The sequence below is a fragment of the Enterobacter sp. BWH52 genome, assembly GCF_001037565.1.
Classification (GTDB): Bacteria; Pseudomonadota; Gammaproteobacteria; order Enterobacterales; family Enterobacteriaceae; genus Enterobacter; species Enterobacter hormaechei_C.
On record NZ_KQ089854.1, the window covers coordinates 4,134,545 to 4,158,965 of the forward strand.

Below are 24,421 nucleotides of genomic sequence, written 5' to 3' on the forward strand. Positions count from 1 at the left end.
CCTTTTATTGCACGGCAAACTGCTGGCGAATTTTACGCATCAGCAGGAACAGCCACGGCCAGAGCACACCGTTTACTACACTACTCCAGAACACTTCCGGTCGGAAAGAGACGTTGATCACTAAAAACTCTGCCCAGAAAACAATGATATCCGCAGCGAGCGACAACAACATCACCACCAGCGCCTGTTGCCAGAGCGCAAGGTTACGAAAGAGCTGGAATTTGAGTGCGACGAGATACGCAATAATGCTCATGGATAAGGCGCGGACGCCAAGCGTAGAGCCACTGATAAGATCCAGTATGGCACCCATCACAAAACCTGTGCCGACATTTACGCGGTGCGGCAGGGCAAGGATCCAGTAGAGCAAAATGAGCAATACCCAGTTTGGCCGGAAAACAAGAATGTCGTCCGGCCAGGGCATAATTTGCAGCAACAGTGCAACGAGGAATGAGAGCCAGATTACCCAGCGCCCCTGGCTACGATAACTGGCCACTACTGCCCTCCACCCGAGACTTGCGGCGGTGGCGGCGCATCCGGCAGCGGCTGCGTTAACCCCGTCGCCGGAGCCGGTACGGGTGCAGGTGGTCCCATCGCATCCGGCGCAGGCAGTACCTGCGGCATCATCTGCATCAGGCGTTCATTCGCCACGCGATGCACATCTTCCGGGGTCATCGGGTTAGCTCCGTTACGATCGGCGCCCCACAGCAGCAGCAGGTAGCGCAAACGCTGCAAGCCAGCCGTTGGACGCGCCTGAATCACGGTGTAGGCACGCTGAGTGTCGAGCTTCACGGAAGAGACAACCGCAACCGGGTAGCCCTCAGGGAAACGACCGCCTAGACCGGACGTCACTAGCACGTCGCCCACGCGGATATCCGTGTTGGCGGGCAGATGTTCCAGTTGCAGATCGTCCGTGCAGCCGTTACCGGCGGCAATCACGCGAATATCGTTACGCAGCACCTGAATCGGCAGTGCATGGGTGGCATCGCAAATCAGCAGCACGCGGCTGGTCAGTTTGGCAACCGCCACAACCTGGCCCACGACGCCTTTATCGCTGATGACAGGCTGACCTTCGTATACGCCGTTCACGCTGCCTTTATCAATCACCACCTGATCGCTGTACGGATCGTTTACGGTGGAGATCACCTGGGTGACCATTTTCTGTTCATCCTGGCGCAGCGGCGAGCCAAGCAGTTCACGCAGGCGTGCGTTTTCCTGCTTATATTGCCCCAGCATCAGCAGCTCGCTGTTTTTCAGCAGCAGTTCCTGGCGTAACGCACGGTTTTCGAGTTCGAGCTGGTCACGCGATGAGAGCGTTTGCGACACGGAGTCGAGCAGTTCACGGGGACCATTTGAAATAAAGTAGAAAGGACTGACGGCGGTATCCATGTACGTTCGGATCTGGCTGAACGTACCGAGGCGGCTATCGGCAATAATGACCCCGAGCGCAACCAGAACCGCCAGGATCAGGCGAAACTGTAGCGACGGGCCACGGCTAAAAATTGGCTTCATAGGCTATGCGTATTCTCGCGTCAGAGAGAAAGGGTAGCAAATTGCTACCCTCTCACACCCGACTACTCTTCGCTAAACAAGTCGCCGCCGTGCATGTCGATCATTTCCAACGCCTTGCCACCACCACGGGCGACGCAAGTCAGTGGATCTTCTGCAACTACGACAGGAATACCTGTCTCTTCCATTAACAGGCGGTCGAGGTTACGCAGCAGCGCACCACCACCGGTCAGAACCATACCGCGCTCGGAAATATCGGAGGCTAGCTCTGGCGGGCACTGTTCCAGCGCAACCATCACCGCGCTCACGATACCGGTCAGTGGCTCCTGCAACGCTTCCAGGATTTCGTTGGAGTTCAGGGTGAATCCGCGTGGCACGCCTTCCGCCAGGTTACGACCGCGAACTTCGATCTCGCGCACTTCATCACCCGGGTAGGCAGAACCGATTTCGTGCTTGATGCGCTCTGCGGTCGCTTCACCGATCAGAGAGCCGTAGTTACGGCGAACGTAATTGATGATAGCTTCGTCGAAACGGTCGCCGCCGATACGCACGGAAGAGGAGTACACCACGCCGTTCAGGGAGATAACGGCCACTTCAGTGGTACCGCCACCGATATCCACCACCATAGAACCGGTTGCTTCAGAAACCGGCAGACCCGCACCAATTGCCGCAGCCATCGGTTCTTCAATCAGGAAGACTTCACGCGCACCGGCACCCTGAGCAGATTCACGGATTGCACGGCGTTCAACCTGGGTCGCGCCAACCGGCACACACACCAGCACGCGCGGGCTTGGGCGCATGAAGCTGTTGCTGTGAACCTGCTTGATGAAGTGCTGAAGCATTTTTTCGGTCACGAAGAAGTCAGCAATAACGCCGTCTTTCATTGGGCGGATCGCGGCGATGTTGCCCGGCGTACGGCCCAGCATCTGCTTCGCATCATGACCTACTGCGGCCACGCTTTTTGGCGAGCCGGCACGATCCTGACGAATGGCCACAACGGAAGGCTCATTCAATACGATGCCTTGTCCTTTTACATAAATAAGGGTATTCGCGGTACCCAGGTCAATGGACAGGTCATTGGAAAACATGCCACGAAATTTTTTCAACATACTAAGGGATAATCCTGAAAGCTGGGGCGGAAAACAAAATCCGCTTACTTTACCAACCACACGCAGCAGCGACAAGGCGCAAAAATCGTCTGCTACGGTGGAAATTAGTGCAGCACGTTTCCTTTGTTACAAATTCATCCCCTGAATCCCTCAGGGCTGAGTAAACAGCAGCGTCCCTCACTTTCACTTGTAACCCATTAAAGGTCGTTCACTGGCTTTTATGCTCGTCTTACTCAAAGCTACAGGCGCGATATTCTACGTGAAAACAAAGTAAACGGCAGGTCAAACAGAGTATCTTTGCAAATATTTTTTCACATTGGTGTCAAGCGGCTGAGAGGCGGCAAAAAAATCCCCCTGACCGCCCGTCACGCCGCGCTCTGTCAACATCTGCCATTCACTTCGTGAACGTACGCCTGTGGCAAATACTTGCGTTTGCGTTCCTTTGCACGCTTCCACCAGGCTTTGTACCAGCAGCTGGTTTTCCGTGCGTTTTTCAATATTCCTTACCAGACCCGGATGCAGCTTCAATAATTCAACATCCAGCTCTTTGATCCAGCTGGTGCTCACCAGCGTCAGACCCGCCTGGGTTACCGCCACGCGAGCTCCAAGCGCATTGATTAAACGCACCACCGGGCGCAACCGGCTGATGTGTTGACCTACATCTGCCTCTGCAAGTTCAAAAATAATGCGTTTGCGTTGCGATTTTTCGCATTGCATTAACGTGTCACGTAACCAGCGCTGGAAGCGCGGACGGATCAGCGATTCGACGGTCACCTGTAAAGCCAGATTTTCTTCAGGCCAGTACGATAAAAACGGAATGAGGCGGGTGATTTGCTGACGGTCATACTCTTCGGACAATCCGAATTGCAACACCATGGGCAGATATTCCGCGGAGATAACCTCTTCGGTGCCATCAAAAATACGGCACATCAGCTCACGATGATGGACATGACCACTCTTCATGACCGCCGGTTTTTGATAGATGCGCGGTCCGCCCCGGCTCAGCATCTGTTCAATCAGGGTTCGCCAGCGCACGTTGCCGCGCCCTTTCTCCGGCAGCGTATCATCATAGACTGCCCAGCCGTTCGCCCCCTGCAATACGGCGTTACGCGTGGCCGCTTCCGCATGTTCCATCACCTGCTCCGTCGACTGACCGCCGCGCCAGGCACAGATGCCCATATGCACCATATCGTCTCTGTCGAGCATTTTGCTCTGGGGCAGCGCATCGACGGCTTTCAGCAGCTGGCTGGCGATACTCTCGGACTCCTTTAAGGTGCGATGCGGCAGCAAGACGGCAAAATCGCTGCGGTGGTAGCGTGCCAGTAACGCGCCGGGGTAGCGCATAATAAAGGTGGACAGCAGGTTAATCAGCGTAAAGAGGTTCTCTTCCGCCACGCGCTGACCCCAGGTATCACGGAGCAGATCAAAGTCGGGCAGGCGAATCATCATTACCACGCCATGCGTACCCACCTTTTCGGGGTCATCAAGAAGCGTAGCCAGCTGATTATCAAAGAAGAGACGGTTGTTGAGGCCCGTTTTGTTATCCTGCGCGGCATAAGAGCGAATCAACGTGTCCATACGGCTACGCTGATCGCTGGCAAACTGGATTTCGGAGAGCAGCACGTCCAGGGCGCTACTGGTGCGTGATGGCCATTCATAAACCGATCCCCGCACCTGCGGACCCCGCTCGCCATTCAGTATCCGCACGGAGCGTGTTTCCAGCAGTTCCTGGCCGGAAAGTTGACGACGCTGCCAGCGAACGGCGAGGAAAATCAGCAGTACGATAAAAGCAACGGCGATGGTTAAGGGCGCGGTGGTCATAAGCGAGCGTAAATAGTTGCTCATCGGATCCTGGTACATCAGATGAATTGTCATACCCGGATGTTTAAGTGAATTAACCGTGACGTCCCGATACTGATCTACCGTGCCGGCAGGACGATAGCTGCCCTGGCGGGTATGGCTGAAAACGGTCTGCTTCCCCTGTTTAATGTCGATCTGCACTATATCCACAGGCACCATTAACTCATCCAGCTCACGCGAAAGCGCCGGGAAGGAGGACGTTATCAGGCGAGTGTCGATAACCGATGCAACCGATTCAACCCGGTTAACCAGCTTATCCTGGATGGCATTGTAAAAGCTCAGCGAGCAGCCGATTAGCGTGACAAATATGGTCAGCCCCGTCAGCAAGGTAATAAAAGCTGAGAACTTCGTCGTTAATCGCATCCTTGAGATTACTCCGTGGGTTGAAGGGGGGGCAAGTGAGCACTAACTTGCATTTTAAATGCGACATACTATCAAACCTGGTGTATCTGGCAATTTATTGCGTTAAATCGGCACTGCGTTTCATTGAGCGAGTATAGTCATCAGGACATATTTTCCCATCATCAAACCTAGTGAGGACCCTGTATGCAGGCTTTGATCTTAGAACAGCAGGACGGCAAAACCGTTGCCTCGGTGCAAGCCATTGAGGAGAACCGCCTGCCGGAGGGCGACGTGACCGTAGATATCGACTGGTCCAGCCTGAACTATAAGGATGCACTGGCGATTACGGGAAAAGGTAAAATCATCCGAAATTTCCCGATGGTGCCAGGAATCGACTTTGCAGGCCGCGTGCATACCAGTGAAGATCCGCGTTTTCACGCCGGACAGCAGGTGCTGCTCACCGGCTGGGGCGTAGGTGAAAACCACTGGGGCGGACTGGCAGCACAGGCGCGCGTCAAAGGTGACTGGCTGGTCCCGATGCCGAAAGGCCTGGACGGTCGTAAGGCGATGATCATCGGCACGGCAGGCTTCACCGCCATGCTGTGCGTGATGGCGCTGGAAGAGGCCGGGATTCGTCCTGACTCGGGCGAAATTGTCGTCACCGGCGCCAGCGGCGGCGTGGGCAGCACGGCCGTCACGCTGCTGCACAAGCTGGGGTATCAGGTCGCCGCCGTCTCTGGCCGCGAAAGTACGCATGATTATCTACGTCAGCTGGGCGCAAGCCGTATTCTGAGCCGCGACGAATTCGCCGAGACCCGCCCGCTGGAAAAACAGGTCTGGGCTGGCGCAGTAGATACCGTCGGCGACGAAGTGCTGGCGAAGGTGCTGGCGCAAATGAATTACGGCGGCTGCGTGGCGGCCTGTGGTCTGGCGGGTGGTTTTGCCCTGCCGACGACGGTGATGCCATTTATTCTGCGTAACGTGCGTCTTCAGGGTGTCGATTCGGTCATGAGCCCAGCCGAGCGGCGGGCTGAGGCCTGGGAACGTCTGGTGCAGGATCTGCCAGCCTCATTCTATGAGCAGAGCGCCACTGAGATCACCCTGAGCCAGGCGCCAGAGTTCGCCAATAAAATCATGGACAACCAGTTCCACGGTCGTGCGCTGGTTAAAATCGCCTAATCTTCAAATTTTCGTGACATATTCGCGCTAACCCTCCTCCTCCGTCATGCTTAGAAAAACGCCTGACGGAGGATGCCATGAAAACCCGAAAACTGACGGAAGCCGACGTAACGTCTGAATCTGTCTTTATGCTACAGCGCCGCCAGATCCTGAAAATGCTTGGCATCAGCGCCACTGCCCTGACGCTCACCCCTGCGGCCCATGCCGATCTGCTCGACTGGTTTAAGGGCAACGATCGCCCGAAAGCCCCCTCCGGCGCACCGCTTGACTTCACCAAACCGGCACAGTGGCAGAATAAACTGACGCTGACGCCGGAAGATAAAGTCACCGGCTATAACAACTTCTATGAGTTTGGTCTTGATAAGGCCGATCCTGCCGCCAACGCCGGGAGCATGAAAACCGATCCCTGGACGCTGAAGATAGATGGCGAGGTGGCAAAACCGCTGACGCTGGATCATCATGACCTCACCACCCGCTTCCCCCTTGAAGAACGCATTTACCGTATGCGCTGTGTGGAAGCCTGGTCGATGGTGGTGCCGTGGGTAGGTTTCCCTTTGCATAAACTGCTGGCGCTGGTTGAGCCCACCAGCAACGCGAAGTATGTTTCTTTCCAGACGCGCTATGCCCCGGACGAGATGCCAGGCCAGAAGGATCGGTTTATCGGCGGCGGGCTGGAGTATCCCTACGTTGAAGGTTTACGTCTCGACGAAGCCATGCATCCGCTTACGCTGCTCACCGTCGGGGTTTATGGCAAAGCGCTGCCGCCGCAAAACGGGGCGCCCATTCGCCTGACCGTACCGTGGAAATACGGTTTCAAGGGCATCAAATCGATCGTCAGCATTAAGCTCACCCGTGAACGCCCCCCCACCACCTGGAACCTGGCAGCGCCTGACGAGTATGGTTTTTTTGCCAACGTTAACCCGCACGTTGACCATCCGCGCTGGTCGCAGGCAACAGAACGTTTTATCGGTTCCGGCGGCGCGCTGGATGTTAAACGCCAGCCAACGCTGCTATTTAACGGCTATGCGGATGAGGTGGCATCCCTCTACCGTGGTCTGAACTTACGGGAGAACTTCTAAGTGCGTTTAACGGCAAAGCAGATAACCTGGCTGAAGGTACTCCTGCATTTAGCCGGATTGCTCCCCTTTATCTGGCTCTTCTGGGCAGCCAGCCAGGGACAGTTCAGTGCCGATCCGGCGAAAGATATTCAGCATTTTACGGGTCGGATGGCTCTGAAATTTTTGCTGGCGACCTTGCTCGTCTCACCGCTGGCGCGCTACGCTAAACAGCCATTATTGATACGCACCCGTCGGCTTTTAGGGCTATGGTGTTTCGCCTGGGCAACGCTGCATCTCACCAGCTACGCCCTGCTGGAACTGGGCATTAACAACCTGGCACTCCTTGGCAGCGAACTAGTGACGCGTCCCTATCTGACGCTGGGTATCGTAAGCTGGCTGGTTTTACTGGCGCTGACGCTGACATCCACGCAGTATGCGCAGCGAAAACTGGGTCGACGCTGGCAACTACTGCATAACTTCGTCTATCTTGTCGCGATCCTCGCCCCTATTCATTACCTGTGGTCGGTGAAGATTTTATCCCCTCAGCCGGTCATCTACGCCCTGCTGGCCCTGGCCCTTTTAGCGTGGCGTTACAAGAAGTTCCGCCAGTGGTTGCGATAGTTCACGAAACTGTGCGTTTTCCCGCAGATTATTTATCAACCGCGAATCTTTTTCGGATAGCGGTTGATAATCTTCCCTGATAAGACCAGTATTTAGCTGCCAAATGCTACGAAATCGTTATAATGTGCGACTTCGGTTTTCCGGACAGGGGTTTTAGGCCTCTGAAAGGGTGACAATTGCGCTTTGAGGGTATATGTTGTTTTTTACCCGAAAATCGCAGGAGATAGCGGCATAATGGCTGATAAATTCCAAATTTTAGTTTTAAACGGACCGAACCTGAACATGCTCGGCACCCGTGAGCCAGAGAAGTACGGCACGCTAACATTGAGCGAAATTGTTAACCGTCTGAGTACGGAAGCAGCGTCGCTGAATGTGGATTTGGACCATTTTCAGTCTAACGCGGAGTACGCAATCATCGACCGTATTCATCAGGCTAAAGACACTGTGGACTATATCCTGATCAATCCGGCCGCGTTTACGCACACCAGTGTTGCTATACGCGACGCACTGCTCGCGGTGAGTATCCCGTTTATCGAGATCCACCTGAGTAACGTGCACGCCCGAGAGCCGTTCCGCCACCACTCCTACCTGTCAGATATCGCCGCTGGCGTGATTTGTGGGCTGGGTGCAGACGGCTATTCATACGCTTTACAGACAGCGGTAAAACGCTTGTCACAATCACACTAAACAAGAGTACGGAACCCACTCATGGATATTCGTAAGATTAAAAAACTGATCGAGCTGGTTGAAGAATCAGGCATCTCCGAACTGGAAATTTCTGAAGGCGAAGAGTCTGTACGCATCAGCCGTGCAGCCCCAGCCGCTAGCTTCCCGGTAATGCAGCAAGCTTATGCTGCGCCAGTGCAGCAGCCTGCGCTCTCCGCAGCCGTTGCGCCAGCGGCAGCAGAAGCGGCACCTGCGGCTGCAACAGAAATCAGTGGTCACATCGTACGTTCCCCAATGGTTGGTACTTTCTACCGCACCCCGAGCCCGGACGCGAAGGCGTTCATCGAAGTGGGTCAGAAAGTCAACGTAGGCGATACCCTGTGCATCGTTGAAGCCATGAAAATGATGAACCAGATCGAAGCAGACAAATCAGGTACTGTGAAAGCGATCCTGGTCGAAAGTGGTCAGCCGGTAGAATTTGACGAGCCGCTGGTCGTCATCGAGTAACGAGGCGAACATGCTGGATAAAATTGTTATCGCCAACCGTGGCGAGATTGCACTGCGTATTCTTCGTGCCTGTAAAGAACTGGGCATCAAGACCGTGGCCGTGCATTCAAGCGCGGATCGCGATTTAAAACACGTATTGCTGGCGGATGAGACGGTCTGTATCGGTCCGGCTCCGTCCGTAAAAAGCTATCTGAACATCCCGGCGATCATCAGCGCCGCCGAAATCACTGGCGCGGTCGCGATTCACCCGGGTTATGGTTTCCTCTCTGAGAACGCCAACTTTGCTGAGCAGGTTGAACGCTCTGGCTTTATCTTCATTGGCCCGAAAGCTGACACCATTCGCCTGATGGGTGACAAAGTGTCTGCCATCACCGCGATGAAAAAAGCTGGCGTGCCAACCGTACCGGGCTCTGACGGCCCGCTGACCGACGATATGGATGCTAACCGCGCCCATGCTAAACGCATTGGCTATCCGGTGATCATCAAAGCGTCCGGCGGCGGCGGCGGTCGCGGTATGCGCGTTGTACGCAGCGATGCTGAACTGGCGCAGTCCATCTCCATGACCAAAGCGGAAGCGAAAGCGGCTTTCAGCAATGACATGGTGTACATGGAAAAATACCTGGAAAACCCACGCCACATCGAAATTCAGGTGCTGGCTGACGGTCAGGGTAACGCGATCTATCTGGCAGAACGTGACTGCTCCATGCAGCGTCGTCACCAGAAAGTCGTCGAAGAAGCGCCAGCGCCGGGCATTACGCCGGAACTGCGTCGCTACATCGGTGAGCGTTGCGCCAAAGCGTGTGTCGATATCGGCTATCGCGGGGCGGGTACCTTTGAGTTCCTGTTCGAAAACGGCGAGTTCTACTTCATTGAGATGAACACCCGTATTCAGGTTGAACACCCGGTTACCGAAATGATCACCGGCGTTGACCTGATTAAAGAACAGCTGCGTATCGCAGCCGGTCAGCCGCTGTCCATCAAACAGGAAGAAGTTGTGGTTAAAGGCCATGCGGTAGAGTGCCGTATCAACGCCGAAGACCCGAACACCTTCCTGCCAAGCCCGGGTAAAATCACGCGTTTCCACGCGCCGGGTGGCTTTGGTGTGCGCTGGGAGTCCCATATCTACGCCGGTTACACCGTACCGCCGTACTATGACTCAATGATCGGTAAGCTGATCTGCTACGGCGAAAACCGTGACGTGGCCATTGCCCGCATGAAGAACGCCCTTCAGGAGCTGATCATCGACGGGATCAAAACCAACGTTGATCTCCAGATGCGCATTATGAGCGACGAGCACTTCCAGAATGGTGGGACTAACATCCATTACCTGGAGAAAAAACTCGGTCTGAACGAGAAGTAAGAGATCAGTGTTGCTAAAAGGCCGGATTATCCGGCCTTTTTTATTTCTGGGGATCGCTAAGCCCCATCATGTACAATCCCCGCTTTCTTCATCCACAAGGGACAAAAAATGGACAAACGTTTTGTTCAGGCCCATAAAGAAGCGCGCTGCGCGCTGTGGCTGACCCTTCTCTATCTCGCCGCATGGTTAGTAACTGCTTACTTACCTGATTCGGCGATTGGCATTACCGGCCTCCCGCACTGGTTTGAAATGGCCTGCCTGCTGCTGCCGCTGGTGTTTATCCTGCTGTGCTGGGCGATGGTGAAATTCATCTATCGCGATATTTCACTGGAGGACGATGATGCAGCTTGAAGTCATTCTGCCCCTTATCGCTTACCTGTTCCTGGTGTTTGGCCTGTCGGTTTATGCGATGCGTAAACGTTCGACCGGCACCTTTCTGAACGAGTATTTCCTCGGGAGCCGCTCAATGGGTGGCGTCGTGCTGGCCATGACGCTGACCGCTACTTACATCAGCGCCAGCTCGTTTATCGGTGGCCCGGGCGCCGCTTATAAGTACGGGCTGGGCTGGGTACTGCTGGCCATGATCCAGCTGCCTGCCATTTGGCTCTCTCTGGGCATATTGGGTAAAAAGTTTGCCATTCTGGCCCGTCGCTACAATGCCGTAACGCTGAACGATATGCTGTTTGCTCGCTATCAGAGTCGCTTGCTGGTATGGCTGGCAAGCCTGAGTCTGCTGGTGGCGTTTATTGGCGCAATGACGGTGCAGTTTATCGGCGGCGCACGTCTGCTGGAGACGGCAGCCGGTATCCCCTATGAGACGGGCCTGGTCATTTTCGGTGTGAGTATCGCGCTGTATACCGCGTTTGGCGGGTTCCGCGCCAGCGTACTCAACGACACGATGCAGGGGATGGTGATGCTCATTGGCACTCTCGTTCTGCTGGTGGGTATCGTGCATGCCGCAGGGGGCCTGAGCCATGCGGTTGAAACCCTGGAAGCGATCGATCCGAAACTGGTCTCGCCGCAGGGGGCGGATGACATCCTCTCTCCAACCTTTATGACCTCGTTCTGGGTGCTGGTGTGCTTTGGCGTGATTGGCCTGCCGCATACTGCCGTGCGCTGCATCTCATATAAAGACAGCAAAGCGGTGCACCGCGGGATCATTATCGGGACAATTGTGGTGGCGATCCTGATGTTTGGTATGCACCTGGCGGGCGCGCTGGGCCGCGCGGTTATCCCTGACCTTACCGTACCGGATCTGGTCATTCCGACCCTGATGGTGAAAGTGCTTCCGCCGTTTGCCGCCGGGATTTTCCTCGCCGCACCCATGGCGGCCATTATGTCGACCATCAACGCTCAGTTGCTGCAAAGTTCCGCTACGATCATTAAAGATCTCTATCTGAATTTGCGCCCTGAACAGGTCGAAAATGAGCGACGCCTCAAGCGTATGTCGGCGGTGATTACCCTGGTGCTGGGGGCGTTACTGTTGCTGGCCGCGTGGCGTCCACCGGAGATGATCATCTGGCTAAACCTGCTCGCCTTTGGCGGGCTGGAGGCCGTTTTCCTGTGGCCGCTGGTGCTGGGGCTGTACTGGGAACGCGCGAATGCCGCGGGTGCATTAAGCGGCATGATTGTCGGGGGCGTCCTGTATGCCGTTCTCGCTACGTTTAAAATTCAGTATCTGGGCTTCCATCCGATCGTGCCTTCGTTACTGTTAAGTTTACTGGCGTTTGTGGTGGGAAACCGTTTTGGTCGACCGGTGCCACAAACTGCCCTGATTTCTACTGACAAATAAAGAGTTTTGCCATGCCGTGGATCCAATTAAAACTGAACACAACCGGCGCGAACGCCGAAGAACTGAGTGATGCGCTGATGGAGGCCGGTTCGGTCTCTATCACCTTCCAGGACACGCATGACACGCCGGTCTTTGAGCCGCTGCCAGGCGAAACGCGCCTGTGGGGTGATACGGACGTTATCGGCCTGTTCGATGCAGAAACCGATATGAAAGAGGTCGTGGCGATTCTGGAAAACCATCCGCTGCTGGGCGCGGGTTTCGCGCATAAAATTGAACAGCTGGAAGACAAAGACTGGGAACGCGAGTGGATGGACAACTTCCATCCGATGCAGTTTGGTCAGCGTCTGTGGATCTGCCCAAGCTGGCGTGAAGTGCCCGATGAAAACGCCGTCAACGTGATGCTGGATCCGGGTCTGGCGTTCGGCACCGGTACCCACCCGACAACCTCCCTGTGCCTGCAATGGCTGGATGGCCTGGATCTGGAAGGCAAAACCGTGATCGACTTCGGTTGCGGATCCGGGATCCTTGCTATCGCAGCACTAAAACTGGGCGCGGCAAAAGCCATCGGGATCGACATCGATCCGCAGGCGATTCAGGCCAGCCGTGATAACGCCGAGCGTAATGGCGTTTCCGATCGCCTTGAACTGTATCTGCCCGATGCACAGCCAGAGGCGATGAAAGCCGATGTGGTGGTCGCGAATATCCTGGCTGGCCCATTACGCGAGCTGGCGCCGTTAATCAGCGTGCTGCCGGTTGAAGGCGGTCTGCTGGGCCTGTCCGGTATCCTTGCCAGCCAGGCAGACAGCGTCTGTGAAGCCTACGCCGATCTCTTTGCGCTCGACCCGGTGGTCGAGAAAGAAGAGTGGTGTCGCATCACCGGTCGTAAAAAATAAGCGTTTGGCGTGGTCGTCTGACCACGCCTTTTCCCTTCGGTTTTCTCTCCCGCCTTCTTCCTTTCTTCGATAAAATAACCCCACAAATCACAATGTTAATTATTGATTTGGATAATAAAATTCACAGGAAGAATATGATGAAACACATTTCAGGCAAGGCAGCGCTGCTGGCGCTGAGCATGATTTCGGCTACGGCTTACGCATCACACTGGAGCTATCAAGGAGAAGGCGCACCGGAACACTGGGGCGAACTGGACGAGGCGTACAAGACGTGTAAAAGCGGAATTTATCAGTCGCCGGTCAACATAGATAACACGGTCAAAGCCCACATCTCTCCGCTGGAAACGCACTATATCGACGGCCCGGTCATTCTGACAAATAACGGCCATACTATCCAGGCGAGTGAAAATGCCGATACACGCGACAGCATCACGCTTGATAAACAGCGCTGGACGTTACAGCAGTTCCATTTCCATGCACCATCCGAAAACACGGTGCACGGTAAAAAATACGCAATGGAAATGCATCTGGTCCATAAAAACGCTGACGGCGAACTGACGGTCGTTGCCGTTATGTTCGATCAGGGCGCTGCAAACACTGAACTGGATAAACTCTGGGGCGTGATGCCGGGACAGGTTGACCAGAACGTCATGATTAAGCCAACCCTCGATATGAATAAATTACTGCCCGCGGATAAAACTTACTGGCGTTTTAGCGGCTCTCTGACCACCCCACCGTGTTCAGAAGGGGTAACGTGGCTGGTCCTCAAGCATCCGCTGACCGTCTCTGCTGAACAGCTGCAAAAATTTACTCACACCCTGCACCACGAAAACAGCCGCCCGGTTCAGCCGCTTCATGGCCGTCTGGTTGTTGAATAAGTCGATTTTTTACGTTGATATCCTGTGCTGAAATGCGACGCAGATCGCCAAGAAGCGCCATAATCTGCTGCTTATAGCAGCAGATTATCCCGAACAATTGATCCATTTATTCAGAAATGATGAGAAGTTACGGGAAATTGTAAGCGCCCACAAAATGTTCATTTATTCATAACACAATGATTTAAATAGCGAATAATCTTATCCCAAAAGAATGACTGGCGATTCCTTGATCTACAACAGAGGATTGTTCAAAGTTTGGCCTTTCATCTCGTGCAAAAAATGCGTAATATACGCCGCCTTGCAGTCACAGTATGGTCATTTCTTAACTCATGCGCATCGGACACCACCAGCTCAGAAATCGCCTGATCGCAGCCCCAATGGCAGGTATTACCGACCGGCCGTTCAGGACGCTGTGCTACGAGATGGGAGCAGGATTAACCGTTTCCGAGATGATGTCGTCTAACCCGCAGGTTTGGGAAAGCGACAAGTCCCGCCTTCGGATGGTGCACGTGGATGAACCAGGTATCCGCACCGTGCAAATTGCCGGAAGCGTGCCTGAAGAGATGGCAGATGCCGCGCGTATTAACGTGGAAAGTGGCGCCCAGATTATTGATATCAATATGGGTTGCCCGGCCAAAAAGGTGAATCGCAAGCTTGCAGGTTCAGCCCTTCTGCAATACCCCGACCAGGTGAAGTCAATCCTGACGGCGGTTGTCAGCGCAGTGGACGTTCCTGTTACGTTGAAGATTCGCACGGGTTGGTCGCCGGAACACCGTAACTGCGTAGAGATTGCCCAACTGGCCGAAGACTGTGGCATTCAGGCCCTGACCATTCATGGACGCACTCGCGCCTGTTTGTTCAACGGTGAAGCTGAATACGGCAGCATTCGGGCAGTTAAGCAGAAAGTTTCCATTCCGGTTATCGCGAATGGCGACATTACTGACCCGCTTAAAGCCAGAGCTGTGCTCGACTATACGGGAGCTGATGCTCTGATGATAGGACGTGCCGCTCAGGGAAGACCCTGGATCTTTCGGGAAATCCAGCATTATCTGGACACTGGGGAGCTGCTTGCCCCGCTGCCTCTGGCAGAGGTCAAGCGCTTGCTTTGTTCGCATGTTCGGGAATTGCATGACCACTACGGCCAGGCAAAAGGGTACCGAATTGCGCGTAAACACGTCTCCTGGTATCTCCAGGAGCACGCTCCAAATGACCAGTTTCGGCGCACATTCAACGCCATTGAGGATGCCAGCGAACAGCTGGAGGCGTTGGAGGCATACTTCGAAAATCTTGCGTAATGAAATAAAGAGCTGACAGAACTATGTTCGAACAACGCGTAAATTCTGACGTACTGACCGTTTCTACCGTTAACTCTCAGGATCAGGTGACTCAAAAGCCCCTGCGTGACTCGGTTAAACAGGCACTGAAGAACTATTTTGCTCAACTGAACGGTCAGGATGTTAATGACCTGTATGAGCTGGTACTGGCTGAAGTTGAACAGCCACTGTTGGACATGGTGATGCAATACACCCGTGGTAATCAAACCCGCGCTGCCCTGATGATGGGCATCAACCGTGGTACCCTGCGTAAGAAACTGAAAAAATACGGCATGAACTAATTTCGATTAGCTAACTGCTTGTTTAAAAAGGCGCTCTTCGGCATGGGGAAGCGCCTTTTTTATCGTTCGGGCGAGCAACCGTCAACGCTTTGTAAACCTTCCCTTTCCCCACTTTTCAACGCCCGCTTTTCGTGTATATTTCCACCAACTTACAGGCTCTCTTTTCGCGGAATGACACATGATTCGTAAATACTGGTGGCTGGTCGTTTTTGCTGTCTCTGTTTTCATTTTCGATGCGCTGCTGATGCAGTGGATTGAACTGATGAGCACTGAAACCGATAAATGTCGCAATATGAATTCCGTGAACCCGCTTAAACTGGTCAACTGCTCAGAGCTGGACTAACCGCTTCCATCCTGTATAAAACCCTGTTAACACCCAATAAAAACAGGGGCTTAAATCACTTTTCGTCATTTCCTGACGATGATAATGTCTGTCCCCTTTCCAACCGCTCTTGCTTAACGTCTCACACGAGTGAACAGACCATGCTGGTTAGCCAATACAACCAAATCCTCGTAGTCATCTCCTTTGTTGTTGCCATTCTTGCCGCCTATACCGCACTGAATATGGCTGCGCGCGTTGCCGGAAGCCAGGGCGTCGCTGCACGCGTCTGGCTGGCAGGTGGCGGTGTTTCGATGGGGATTGGCGTGTGGGCGATGCATTTCATCGGTATGCTGGCGATGGATCTTTCCATGAGCATGAGTTACAACGCGGCCCTGACCTTGCTTTCGATGGTTATCGCCATTAGCTCGTCAATGTTTGCCCTGTGGCTCGTTAGCGGCGAGCAGCTACGTTTGCGCCGGCTGCTGCCTGGCGCCGTCGTGATGGGAACGGGCATTGTTGCCATGCACTACACCGGTATGGCTGCCCTGGAGGTCACACCGGGTATTGTCTGGGATAAAACGTGGGTGGCTATCTCTGTGGTCATAGCCCTTGCCGCTTCACTGGCCGCTCTTTGGCTGACGTTCCGTTTACGTCAGGAAGCCGCACGAATGGCGTTGATGCGGCTGGGGGCGGCGATCACCATGGGCATCGCTATCGCTGGCATGCATTACGCTGGCATGGAAGCAGCACAATTTCCGATGTCGACGATGGTCCACCATCATGGCATTAACGGGAGCTGGCTGGCGATATTGGTTAGCGTGGTCGCGCTCGCTATTCTGGGGATTACGCTGCTGGTGTCGATGTTCGATGCCCGCCTTCAGGCTCGTACCTCGCTGCTGGCCTCATCACTGGCAGAAGCTAATCGTGAACTCGCACAGCTGGCGTTGCATGATACGCTGACGCGATTACCCAATCGTATTCTGCTTGAGGATCGCCTCGATCAGGCCATCAGCAAGGCCGATCGCGAAGGAAGCCCTTTCGCGCTGATGTTTATGGATCTCGACGGCTTTAAAACCGTCAACGATGCCTATGGTCATGATGTCGGTGACAAGCTTCTGGTAGCGGTGACTCAGCGTTTGCTGTTGCAGTTGAAAGGTCAGTACACGCTGGCGCGTATCGGTGGGGATGAATTCGTGCTGCTGGCCGAAACCGCCACCCCGGATGATGCTGCCTCACTGGCAAATTCACTGGTGCGCGTCATTGATAGCCCGTTCCATCTCGATCCTTACGAACTGATGGTCACCCTGAGCATTGGCATTGCGCTCTATCCACACGATGGCAAAACCGATCGTGAACTAATGTTTAACGCTGATGCTGCGATGTACCACACGAAACATATGGGTCGCAACGGCTATCACTTCTTCCAGCCGTCAATGAATACGCTGGCGCAGACGCATCTACAGCTGATGAATGATCTGTGGCAGGCCATCGACCGTGATGAGTTACGCCTGCTTTATCAACCTAAATTCCACGCCCCTGCCGGGCCGGTCATCGGGTTCGAAGCGCTGTTACGCTGGCAGCATCCCAAACAGGGATTACTCTCCCCCGACCTGTTTCTACCGCTGGCAGAGAAAACAGGGCTGATTATTCCGATTGGAAACTGGGTAATCGACGAGGCCTGCCGCCAGCTGCGTGAATGGCATCTTCAGGGCCACACGGACTGGTCAATGGCGGTGAATCTTTCTACGTTGCAGTTCGAACAGCCGTCGCTGGTTAAAACGGTTCTCGATTGTCTGACGCGCCATAGCGTGCCGCCCGGCATGTTGATCCTGGAGGTGACTGAAACCACGGCAATGAGCAATCCGGACGAAAGCGTACGCGTCCTGACAGCGCTGACGGATGCGGGAGTAAAAGCCTCAATAGACGATTTTGGTACAGGTTACTCAAGCCTTCTCTATCTTAAGCGGCTTCCCGCCTGCGAGTTGAAAATCGATCGCGCTTTTGTGAAAGAGTTAAGTGGAGAGAGCGAAGATGCGACAATTGTCTCGGCGATTGTCGCCCTGGCAAAAACGCTGAATCTGAAGGTCGTGGCGGAAGGGGTCGAAACCGCAGCGCAGCAGACCTTCCTGACAGAACTGGGATGCAATACGCTACAGGGTTATCTGCTGGGCAAACCAATTACCGCGCAAGCTATTATGGAACAGTGCCAGCACGGGGAGATGTCGCCACCCCGGGCGCAGTCATAAGGCTGTATCGTAAACCACTGGCGCCACTCGGGTGATATTTAGTGTCGCCAGAATATTATCCACCAGCGCCGGCGCTTGTTTGTACAGATTAAAACTGGTGTTATCCATTAACCAGTTTTTAATGACTCCGCTAAAAAAGGCATGGAAAACAATCAGCGCCAGTTCAATATTAGTTTGCGAAGAGATAATGTTATGAGCAATGCATCGCTTAAGCGTCTTGCGAAGATAATCATCGTTTAAACCGATCCGCTTGCGTATTTCACATTCTGAAATCACATCGTCATGAAATTCACACTTATGATACAGAATTTGTAAAAGCGCATACTGTCGGGGTTCGCTCGCAATATATTGCAGCGCAACAATAAATTGTTCACGAAGCATTAACAAAGGGTCGTCATTTTCGGAAAGCATTAGCCTGTCACGAATGATTTCACGCAGCGGCAATTGCTGTTCCCATATTGCGTTAAATATTTCCGCTTTACTCGAGAAATGCCAGTAAACCGCCCCGCGAGTGAGTTGAGCTGCATCGGCAATGTCGGTAAGCGTGGTGCTGGCCACGCCACGCGTCGCGAATAGCCTGATAGCGGCTTCAATCAGCTGCTGGCGGGTCTTTTGAGCCTCTTCTTTCTTTTTGCGCGCCATTACCTGCTACTCGTTACTTACAAGATTGATACGTTATCAAAGGATATTGCCGTGGTCGTGTCAGACAAAGTATTAACCAAAATCCGTATTAGTTTTGCACAAAAAAAGTCAATTCGTTTAATTTATAAGCCTCGTGAATAAATTGAATATATTAAATACATAAAACATATGTATAGCTTTCACCAAAAAGCATTTCGTTGATTATCCTGACAGAAATAGAGTGCCGAATGCACTGGGTCAGATTCCGATTTTTACTTTTTAAAAGCTCCATCAGCACTTATAAATTAAAAAACATTAAATACCCTCATTATTATACGCAGCTACATTTCTTTTTTTGCCTCACACCCTTTCACCGATTCATGACAAATATCGGTTCAGGGGTAGTTTAAGGAACAGTAATGACGAATCACTTCAGATGCTTACCCTTATCCGGTTTCATTGTCTGTGCCGCGCTGCTCACCGGGTGCGATGGGCAAGAAAACCCACAGCAGCATGCGCAAGCTCCTCAGGTCAGTGTTCATATTGTTAAAAGCGCGCCACTGGCCGTAAAGACAGAATTGCCTGGCAGAACTGACGCGTATCGTGTTGCGGAGGTTCGTCCCCAGGTAAGTGGTATCATTCTGCACCGTAATTTTACCGAAGGCAGCGACGTCAAAGCGGGTGAATCCCTTTATCAGATCGATCCGGCCACGTATCAGGCAGCCTACGACAATGCGAAAGGTGAACTGGTAAAAGCACAGGCGGCGGCCAATATCGCTCATCTGACGGTGAAACGTTACGTTCCGCTGGTCGGTACGCAATATGTGAGCAAGCAGGAGTACGATCAGGCGGTGGCAACCGCCCAGCAGGCGGATGCGAGCGTCGTTGCCGCGAAGGCTGGCGTTGAAAGCGCGCGGATCAACCTGGCTTATACCAAAGTCACATCCCCAATCAACGGGCGTATAGGTAAATCCAGCGTCACCGAAGGGGCGTTGGTTACTAATGGTCAGTCGACTGCACTGGCGACGGTTCAGCAGCTCGATCCCATTTATGTCGATGTGACGCAATCCAGCAGCGATTTTATGCGTCTGAAGCAGCAGACGAGCCTGCAAAAGGGAGACACCAGCAGCGTCGAGTTGCTGATGGAAAATGGCCAGCCTTATCCACTGAAAGGAACGCTCCAGTTCTCTGATGTCACGGTAGATGAAAGTACCGGCTCAATCACCCTTCGCGCCCTCTTCCCTAACCCTCAGCATATGCTGTTACCGGGTATGTTTGTCCGTGCACGCATTGACGAAGGTACACAACCTGATGCCATTCTTGTTCCCCAGCAGGGGGTAACCCGTACACCGCGCGGGGATGCCACTGTGCTTGTGGTAAACGATAAAAACCAGGTGGAATCGCGCACTGTCGTTGCACCGCAGGCGATTGGCGATCGCTGGCTGATCACGGAAGGCCTGAAAAACGGCGACCGCGTCATTATCAGCGGCCTGCAAAAAGTTCGCCCTGGCGTTACCGTCGTGGCTACTCCTGATACCGCCGGACTCCAGCCAGTTAAGGAATAACGACATGGCTAATTTCTTTATTCAACGGCCTGTTTTCGCCTGGGTGCTCGCCATCATTCTGATGATTGCGGGCGGGCTGGCCATTTTAAAACTGCCGGTGGCGCAATATCCGACCATTGCGCCGCCAGCGGTGGCGGTGACAGCAACCTACCCTGGCGCTGATGCCCAGACGGTACAGGACACCGTAACTCAGGTTATCGAACAGAACATGAACGGTATCGATAATTTGATGTACATGTCGTCCACCAGTGATTCCGCCGGTAACGTCACCATTACGCTGACGTTCGAGTCGGGTACGGATCCTGATATCGCGCAGGTGCAGGTTCAGAACAAACTCCAGCTCGCCATGCCGCTGCTGCCGCAAGAAGTGCAGCAGCAGGGGATTGGCGTGGAGAAATCCAGCAGCAGCTTCCTGCTGGTTGCAGGCTTTGTGTCGGACAATAAAAATCTCACGCAGGATGATATCTCCGACTATGTCGCTTCTAACGTAAAAGATGCGATCAGCCGTACTTCCGGCGTCGGTGACGTGCAACTGTTCGGTGCCCAGTATGCAATGCGCATCTGGCTGGACAGCAACGCGATGAACAAATATCAGCTCACGCCGCTGGATATCATTAACCAGCTGAAAACACAGAACGACCAGATTGCTGCGGGCCAGTTGGGAGGAACGCCGTCCGTACCAGGGCAGCAACTGAACGCCTCAATTATTGCTCAAACACGCTTGAAATCGCCGGAGGAGTTTGGTCGTGTGACGCTGAAGGTGAACCAGGACGGTTCAATGGTCCACCTGAAAGATGTGGCACGCATTGAGCTGGGTGGCGAAAACTACAACATGGTCACCAAAATCAATGGCCAGGCAGCAACGGGGCTGGGGATCAAGCTGGCGACTGGCGCAAACGCGCTGGATACCGCTGCCGCCATCAAGAGTAAACTGGCGCAGTTGCAGCCCTTCTTCCCTCAGGGTCTGAAAGTCGTGTATCCGTACGACACCACACCTTTCGTGAAGATCTCCATCCATGAAGTGGTGAAGACGCTGTTTGAAGCGATTGTTCTCGTGTTCCTGGTGATGTACCTGTTCCTGCAAAACCTGCGGGCAACGCTTATTCCCACTATCGCCGTTCCCGTGGTGTTACTGGGCACCTTTGCGGTACTGGCTGCGTTCGGGTTCTCCATTAACACCCTGACGATGTTCGGGATGGTATTGGCGATAGGTCTTCTCGTCGATGACGCCATCGTGGTAGTCGAGAACGTAGAACGCGTCATGGTTGAGGACAAGCTGCCGCCAAAAGAGGCGACGCAGAAGTCAATGGAGCAAATCCAGGGCGCTCTGGTGGGCATTGCCATGGTGCTTTCGGCGGTATTTATTCCGATGGCATTCTTTGGTGGTTCAACCGGGGCTATCTATCGCCAGTTCTCGCTGACCATTGTCTCCGCGATGGCCTTGTCGGTACTGGTGGCGTTGATATTAACGCCTGCTCTTTGTGCAACGCTGCTCAAACCGGTTTCCAGCGAACATCATGAAAAGAAAGGTGGTTTCTTCGGCTGGTTTAACGCGCTCTTTGATAAGAGTGTGGAGCACTACAGCAACAGCGTGAGCGGCATTTTACGTAAGACCGGCCGCTATCTGCTGGTTTACGTCATCATCGTCGGCGGCATGGCAGTTCTGTTCCTGCGCCTGCCTTCCTCCTTCCTGCCGGAAGAGGATCAGGGTGTGTTTATGACGATGGTTCAGTTGCCGGCAGGGGCGACGCAGATGCGTACCCAGCAGGTACTCGATCAGGTTCAGGATTATTACCTGACGAAAGAGAAAGCGAACGTTGAATCGGTCTTTACCGTAAACGGGTTTAGTTTTAGCGGACAGGGTCAGAACTCCGGTATCGCTTTCGTCAGCCTGAAGCCATGGGAAGAGCGTCCGGGCAAGGAAAACGGCGTTGAGGCGATTGTCAGCCGCGCGACGAAAGCGTTCAGCCAGATCAAAGACGGCCTTGTATTTCCGTTTAACCTGCCTGCCATTATTGAACTGGGTACCGCAACAGGCTTTGACTTTGAACTGATAGACCAGGCAAACCTGGGACATACGCAGTTAACGCAGGCGCGTAACCAGCTGCTGGGCATGGTGAGAGAACATCCTGACTTACTGGTCCGCGTGCGTCCTAACGGACTGGAAGATACGCCACAGTTCAAGCTGGACGTCGATCAGGAGAAGGCACAGGCGCTGGGTGTGAGCGTGTCTGACGTCAATCAGACTATTTCAACAGCCCTGGGTGGCACCTATGTGAACGACTTTATCGATCACGGACGGGTGAAAAAAGTTTATGTCCAGGCTGATGCTCGCTTCCGTATGCTACCCGGAGACATTAACGGCCTGTATGTGCGTAGCGCTAACGGCGAAATGGTGCCTTTCTCTGCCTTTAGCAGCTCTCACTGGGTGTACGGTTCACCGCGTCTGGAACGTTACAATGGGATGCCATCAATGGAGATCCTCGGTGAGTCTGCACCAGGCAAAAGTACCGGTGAGGCAATGGCGCTGATGGAAAACCTTGCGTCAAAACTGCCGTCCGGCATCGGCTACGACTGGACGGGGATGTCTTATCAGGAACGACTTTCCGGGAATCAGGCTCCGGCGCTGTACGCCATTTCACTTATTGTGGTGTTCCTGTGTCTGGCGGCTCTCTATGAAAGCTGGTCAATTCCATTCTCGGTCATGCTGGTTGTGCCTCTGGGGGTGATCGGTGCGCTTCTGGCTGCATCAATGCGAGGGCTGAACAATGACGTTTACTTCCAGGTTGGTCTGCTTACAACAATTGGTTTATCAGCCAAGAACGCCATACTGATCGTTGAGTTCGCCAAAGATCTCATGGATAAAGAAGGCAAAGGGATTATCGAAGCCACGCTTGAAGCCTCGCGTATGCGTCTGCGTCCTATCCTGATGACTTCCCTGGCATTCATCCTTGGTGTTATGCCTCTGGTCATCAGCAGCGGTGCAGGTAGTGGTGCACAAAATGCGGTCGGGACGGGCGTGATGGGCGGGATGCTCTCAGCCACCCTGTTGGCCATATTCTTTGTTCCTGTTTTCTTTGTGGTTGTCCGGAGACGATTTACAAAGCACAAGGATTAATGAAAATCATAAAGGCACCTCTGGTGCCTTTTTTATTTCCTGAAAACAATGTAAAAACACATCCCCTCTTCACATTTCCTCCATTAATAATTACTGCCCGCGCTTTTTTCTTCATAATTTTTACAATCCACACAAATTGAGATTATTCCACGTGCTGCATGGTATTAGTGCGGTGGTAAAATAATCATCGATTCGTTAATTGCCGCATCGGCTCTTTAGCGAATAGGCGATCATATTGAGGTAACATCATGAAAAGATTCCTTTCCGTTGCACTTCTCGCTGCGCTGCTTGCTGGTTGCGCGCACGATTCCCCATGTGTACCGGTATACGACGATCAGGGGCGACTGGTTCACACCAATACCTGTATGAAGGGCACTACCCAGGATAACTGGGAAACAGCAGGTGCGATTGCTGGTGGCGCCGCGGCAATCGCTGGCCTGACACTCGGTATTGTCGCCCTCACTAAATAAGGCTTCTAAAAGCGCGGCGATGGCCGCGCTTTTATTTTTGCCTGATATAAGAAACGTATATTCCCCATCGCAAATAACATCAGATATTAATTAAATTCAATACGCTACCTTACTCCTCGCTATATCCCTTACCTGTACAGCATTTGGCATAACATTTAATTCATTTAACACTACTGCGAGCCAGCAGAATGCATTTCACAACTACAGTTTCAGTACGGTAAAGCGCTACGTCCGTAGGGTATTAACGGCAACAGTGAGAACATCGAATGAGGGAATTGGTTTAGCTAGAGATATAACGCAAAAAGGCCATCCTTTCGGATGGCCTTTCTACTTGTTTGATGTCTGGCAGTTCCCTACTCTCACATGGGGAGACCCCACACTACCATCGGCGCTACGGCGTTTCACTTCTGAGTTCGGCATGGGGTCAGGTGGGACCACCGCGCTAAAGCCGCCAGACAAATTCTTTTACTTCTTGCCGAACTTTAACCTAAGTATAAAGTGGTGCTGATACCCAGAGTCGAACTGGGGACCTCACCCTTACCAAGGGTGCGCTCTACCAACTGAGCCATATCAGCACGCTAAATTTGATGCCTGGCAGTTCCCTACTCTCACATGGGGAGACCCCACACTACCATCGGCGCTACGGCGTTTCACTTCTGAGTTCGGCATGGGGTCAGGTGGGACCACCGCGCT

22 protein-coding genes, 1 tRNA gene and 2 rRNA genes are annotated in these 24,421 nt (G+C 53.4%); 17 read left to right on the forward strand and 8 right to left on the reverse strand.

Going from position 1 to position 24,421, the window contains the following annotated elements; all coding sequences use genetic code 11:
* Positions 1–4 precede the first annotated feature (4 nt).
* From mreD to csrD, 4 genes are all read right to left on the reverse strand, one after another.
* Positions 5–493, reverse strand: coding sequence for a rod shape-determining protein MreD (gene mreD, locus SK47_RS19480; protein ID WP_048244952.1), 489 nt, complete (start codon positions 491–493; stop codon positions 5–7).
* Positions 493–1,509 carry a rod shape-determining protein MreC gene (mreC, locus tag SK47_RS19485; protein WP_003860400.1) on the reverse strand — a complete coding sequence of 339 codons (1,017 nt, stop codon included), beginning with the start codon at positions 1,507–1,509 and terminating at the stop codon, positions 493–495. Before mreC ends, mreD begins: the two co-directional genes overlap by 1 nt.
* A gap of 62 nt (positions 1,510–1,571) precedes the next feature.
* Entirely contained in the window at positions 1,572–2,615 is a 1,044-nt protein-coding gene (mreB, locus tag SK47_RS19490) for a rod shape-determining protein MreB (RefSeq protein WP_000913396.1), read from the reverse strand.
* A gap of 282 nt (positions 2,616–2,897) precedes the next feature.
* Complete coding sequence (csrD, locus tag SK47_RS19495) at positions 2,898–4,838, reverse strand: RNase E specificity factor CsrD (RefSeq protein ID WP_032665687.1); 1,941 nt, start codon at positions 4,836–4,838, stop codon at positions 2,898–2,900.
* A gap of 183 nt (positions 4,839–5,021) precedes the next feature.
* Between csrD and SK47_RS19500 the strand changes: the two genes are divergently transcribed.
* The 14 genes from SK47_RS19500 (at position 5,022) to SK47_RS19565 (ending at position 17,954) form a co-directional block, all read left to right on the forward strand.
* Positions 5,022–5,996 (forward strand): acrylyl-CoA reductase (NADPH), encoded by a 975-nt coding sequence (locus SK47_RS19500; RefSeq protein WP_048244954.1) that lies wholly within the window; start codon positions 5,022–5,024, stop codon positions 5,994–5,996.
* A gap of 77 nt (positions 5,997–6,073) precedes the next feature.
* Entirely contained in the window at positions 6,074–7,075 is a 1,002-nt protein-coding gene (gene msrP, locus SK47_RS19505) for a protein-methionine-sulfoxide reductase catalytic subunit MsrP (protein ID WP_003860395.1), read from the forward strand.
* Positions 7,076–7,675 carry a protein-methionine-sulfoxide reductase heme-binding subunit MsrQ gene (gene msrQ / locus SK47_RS19510; protein WP_003860393.1) on the forward strand — a complete coding sequence of 200 codons (600 nt, stop codon included), beginning with the start codon at positions 7,076–7,078 and terminating at the stop codon, positions 7,673–7,675.
* A 234-nt stretch (positions 7,676–7,909) separates the two neighbouring features.
* Positions 7,910–8,362 carry a type II 3-dehydroquinate dehydratase gene (gene aroQ / locus SK47_RS19515; protein WP_003860391.1) on the forward strand — a complete coding sequence of 151 codons (453 nt, stop codon included), beginning with the start codon at positions 7,910–7,912 and terminating at the stop codon, positions 8,360–8,362.
* A 21-nt stretch (positions 8,363–8,383) separates the two neighbouring features.
* Positions 8,384–8,848, forward strand: coding sequence for an acetyl-CoA carboxylase biotin carboxyl carrier protein (accB, locus tag SK47_RS19520; protein WP_003860389.1), 465 nt, complete (start codon positions 8,384–8,386; stop codon positions 8,846–8,848).
* A gap of 10 nt (positions 8,849–8,858) precedes the next feature.
* Positions 8,859–10,208 carry an acetyl-CoA carboxylase biotin carboxylase subunit gene (accC, locus tag SK47_RS19525; RefSeq protein WP_003860388.1) on the forward strand — a complete coding sequence of 450 codons (1,350 nt, stop codon included), beginning with the start codon at positions 8,859–8,861 and terminating at the stop codon, positions 10,206–10,208.
* 108 nt (positions 10,209–10,316) lie between these two features.
* Positions 10,317–10,559: a YhdT family protein gene (locus SK47_RS19530; protein WP_032660528.1), complete on the forward strand. Its 243-nt coding sequence runs from the start codon at positions 10,317–10,319 to the stop codon at positions 10,557–10,559.
* Positions 10,549–12,000 (forward strand): sodium/pantothenate symporter, encoded by a 1,452-nt coding sequence (panF, locus tag SK47_RS19535; protein WP_023323805.1) that lies wholly within the window; start codon positions 10,549–10,551, stop codon positions 11,998–12,000. Before SK47_RS19530 ends, panF begins: the two co-directional genes overlap by 11 nt.
* An 11-nt stretch (positions 12,001–12,011) precedes the next feature.
* Entirely contained in the window at positions 12,012–12,893 is an 882-nt protein-coding gene (prmA, locus tag SK47_RS19540) for a 50S ribosomal protein L11 methyltransferase (protein ID WP_017382703.1), read from the forward strand.
* 137 nt (positions 12,894–13,030) lie between these two features.
* Entirely contained in the window at positions 13,031–13,771 is a 741-nt protein-coding gene (locus tag SK47_RS19545) for a carbonic anhydrase (RefSeq protein ID WP_048244956.1), read from the forward strand.
* Positions 13,772–14,100: 329 nt separating this feature from the next.
* On the forward strand, positions 14,101–15,066 hold the full coding sequence (dusB, locus tag SK47_RS19550) for a tRNA dihydrouridine synthase DusB (RefSeq protein WP_048244958.1): 966 nt from the start codon (positions 14,101–14,103) through the stop codon (positions 15,064–15,066).
* Positions 15,067–15,089: 23 nt separating this feature from the next.
* On the forward strand, positions 15,090–15,386 hold the full coding sequence (fis, locus tag SK47_RS19555; protein ID WP_000462905.1) for a DNA-binding transcriptional regulator Fis: 297 nt from the start codon (positions 15,090–15,092) through the stop codon (positions 15,384–15,386).
* Positions 15,387–15,564: 178 nt separating this feature from the next.
* A complete protein-coding gene (locus SK47_RS19560; RefSeq protein ID WP_003860373.1) occupies positions 15,565–15,729 on the forward strand; it encodes a DUF2556 family protein in 165 nt (54 codons plus the stop codon).
* A 140-nt stretch (positions 15,730–15,869) separates the two neighbouring features.
* Positions 15,870–17,954, forward strand: a complete 2,085-nt coding sequence (locus SK47_RS19565) for a putative bifunctional diguanylate cyclase/phosphodiesterase (RefSeq protein ID WP_045337062.1) — start codon at positions 15,870–15,872, stop codon at positions 17,952–17,954.
* Here the strand turns inward: SK47_RS19565 and envR are convergent.
* The gene (gene envR / locus SK47_RS19570; RefSeq protein WP_023314924.1) at positions 17,949–18,596 is read right to left on the reverse strand and encodes an acrEF/envCD operon transcriptional regulator; all 648 of its coding nucleotides are present in this window, start codon (positions 18,594–18,596) and stop codon (positions 17,949–17,951) included. The genes SK47_RS19565 and envR overlap by 6 nt on opposite strands.
* Positions 18,597–18,994: 398 nt before the next feature.
* On the opposite strand from envR, the gene SK47_RS19575 reads away from it, so the two are divergent.
* The 3 genes from SK47_RS19575 to SK47_RS19585 all read left to right on the forward strand — a co-directional run bounded on the left by SK47_RS19575 (position 18,995) and on the right by SK47_RS19585 (position 23,728).
* Positions 18,995–20,140, forward strand: a complete 1,146-nt coding sequence (locus SK47_RS19575) for an efflux RND transporter periplasmic adaptor subunit (RefSeq protein ID WP_048244959.1) — start codon at positions 18,995–18,997, stop codon at positions 20,138–20,140.
* Between the two features lie 4 nt (positions 20,141–20,144).
* Positions 20,145–23,258, forward strand: a complete 3,114-nt coding sequence (locus SK47_RS19580; protein ID WP_023314926.1) for an efflux RND transporter permease subunit — start codon at positions 20,145–20,147, stop codon at positions 23,256–23,258.
* Positions 23,259–23,506: 248 nt separating this feature from the next.
* The gene (locus SK47_RS19585; RefSeq protein ID WP_003860364.1) at positions 23,507–23,728 is read left to right on the forward strand and encodes a lipoprotein; all 222 of its coding nucleotides are present in this window, start codon (positions 23,507–23,509) and stop codon (positions 23,726–23,728) included.
* Positions 23,729–24,068: 340 nt separating this feature from the next.
* Here the strand turns inward: SK47_RS19585 and rrf (SK47_RS19590) are convergent.
* The 3 genes from rrf (SK47_RS19590) to rrf (SK47_RS19600) form a co-directional block, all read right to left on the reverse strand.
* Positions 24,069–24,184: ribosomal RNA gene (gene rrf / locus SK47_RS19590) — 5S ribosomal RNA — on the reverse strand.
* A 43-nt stretch (positions 24,185–24,227) separates the two neighbouring features.
* Positions 24,228–24,303 (reverse strand) — tRNA-Thr (locus tag SK47_RS19595).
* Between the two features lie 25 nt (positions 24,304–24,328).
* Positions 24,329–24,421 (reverse strand): 5S ribosomal RNA (gene rrf, locus SK47_RS19600).

Coding starts and splice junctions, on each gene's coding strand:
- mreC (WP_003860400.1), bottom strand. CDS start 1,509: ATGAAGCCAATTTTTAGCCGTGGCCCGTCGCTACAGTTTCGCCTGATC.
- mreB (WP_000913396.1), bottom strand. CDS start 2,615: ATGTTGAAAAAATTTCGTGGCATGTTTTCCAATGACCTGTCCATTGAC.
- csrD (WP_032665687.1), bottom strand. CDS start 4,838: ATGCGATTAACGACGAAGTTCTCAGCTTTTATTACCTTGCTGACGGGG.
- SK47_RS19500 (WP_048244954.1), top strand. CDS start 5,022: ATGCAGGCTTTGATCTTAGAACAGCAGGACGGCAAAACCGTTGCCTCG.
- msrP (WP_003860395.1), top strand. CDS start 6,074: ATGAAAACCCGAAAACTGACGGAAGCCGACGTAACGTCTGAATCTGTC.
- aroQ (WP_003860391.1), top strand. CDS start 7,910: ATGGCTGATAAATTCCAAATTTTAGTTTTAAACGGACCGAACCTGAAC.
- accB (WP_003860389.1), top strand. CDS start 8,384: ATGGATATTCGTAAGATTAAAAAACTGATCGAGCTGGTTGAAGAATCA.
- accC (WP_003860388.1), top strand. CDS start 8,859: ATGCTGGATAAAATTGTTATCGCCAACCGTGGCGAGATTGCACTGCGT.
- SK47_RS19530 (WP_032660528.1), top strand. CDS start 10,317: ATGGACAAACGTTTTGTTCAGGCCCATAAAGAAGCGCGCTGCGCGCTG.
- panF (WP_023323805.1), top strand. CDS start 10,549: ATGCAGCTTGAAGTCATTCTGCCCCTTATCGCTTACCTGTTCCTGGTG.
- prmA (WP_017382703.1), top strand. CDS start 12,012: ATGCCGTGGATCCAATTAAAACTGAACACAACCGGCGCGAACGCCGAA.
- SK47_RS19545 (WP_048244956.1), top strand. CDS start 13,031: ATGAAACACATTTCAGGCAAGGCAGCGCTGCTGGCGCTGAGCATGATT.
- dusB (WP_048244958.1), top strand. CDS start 14,101: ATGCGCATCGGACACCACCAGCTCAGAAATCGCCTGATCGCAGCCCCA.
- fis (WP_000462905.1), top strand. CDS start 15,090: ATGTTCGAACAACGCGTAAATTCTGACGTACTGACCGTTTCTACCGTT.
- SK47_RS19560 (WP_003860373.1), top strand. CDS start 15,565: ATGATTCGTAAATACTGGTGGCTGGTCGTTTTTGCTGTCTCTGTTTTC.
- SK47_RS19565 (WP_045337062.1), top strand. CDS start 15,870: ATGCTGGTTAGCCAATACAACCAAATCCTCGTAGTCATCTCCTTTGTT.
- envR (WP_023314924.1), bottom strand. CDS start 18,596: ATGGCGCGCAAAAAGAAAGAAGAGGCTCAAAAGACCCGCCAGCAGCTG.
- SK47_RS19575 (WP_048244959.1), top strand. CDS start 18,995: ATGACGAATCACTTCAGATGCTTACCCTTATCCGGTTTCATTGTCTGT.
- SK47_RS19580 (WP_023314926.1), top strand. CDS start 20,145: ATGGCTAATTTCTTTATTCAACGGCCTGTTTTCGCCTGGGTGCTCGCC.
- SK47_RS19585 (WP_003860364.1), top strand. CDS start 23,507: ATGAAAAGATTCCTTTCCGTTGCACTTCTCGCTGCGCTGCTTGCTGGT.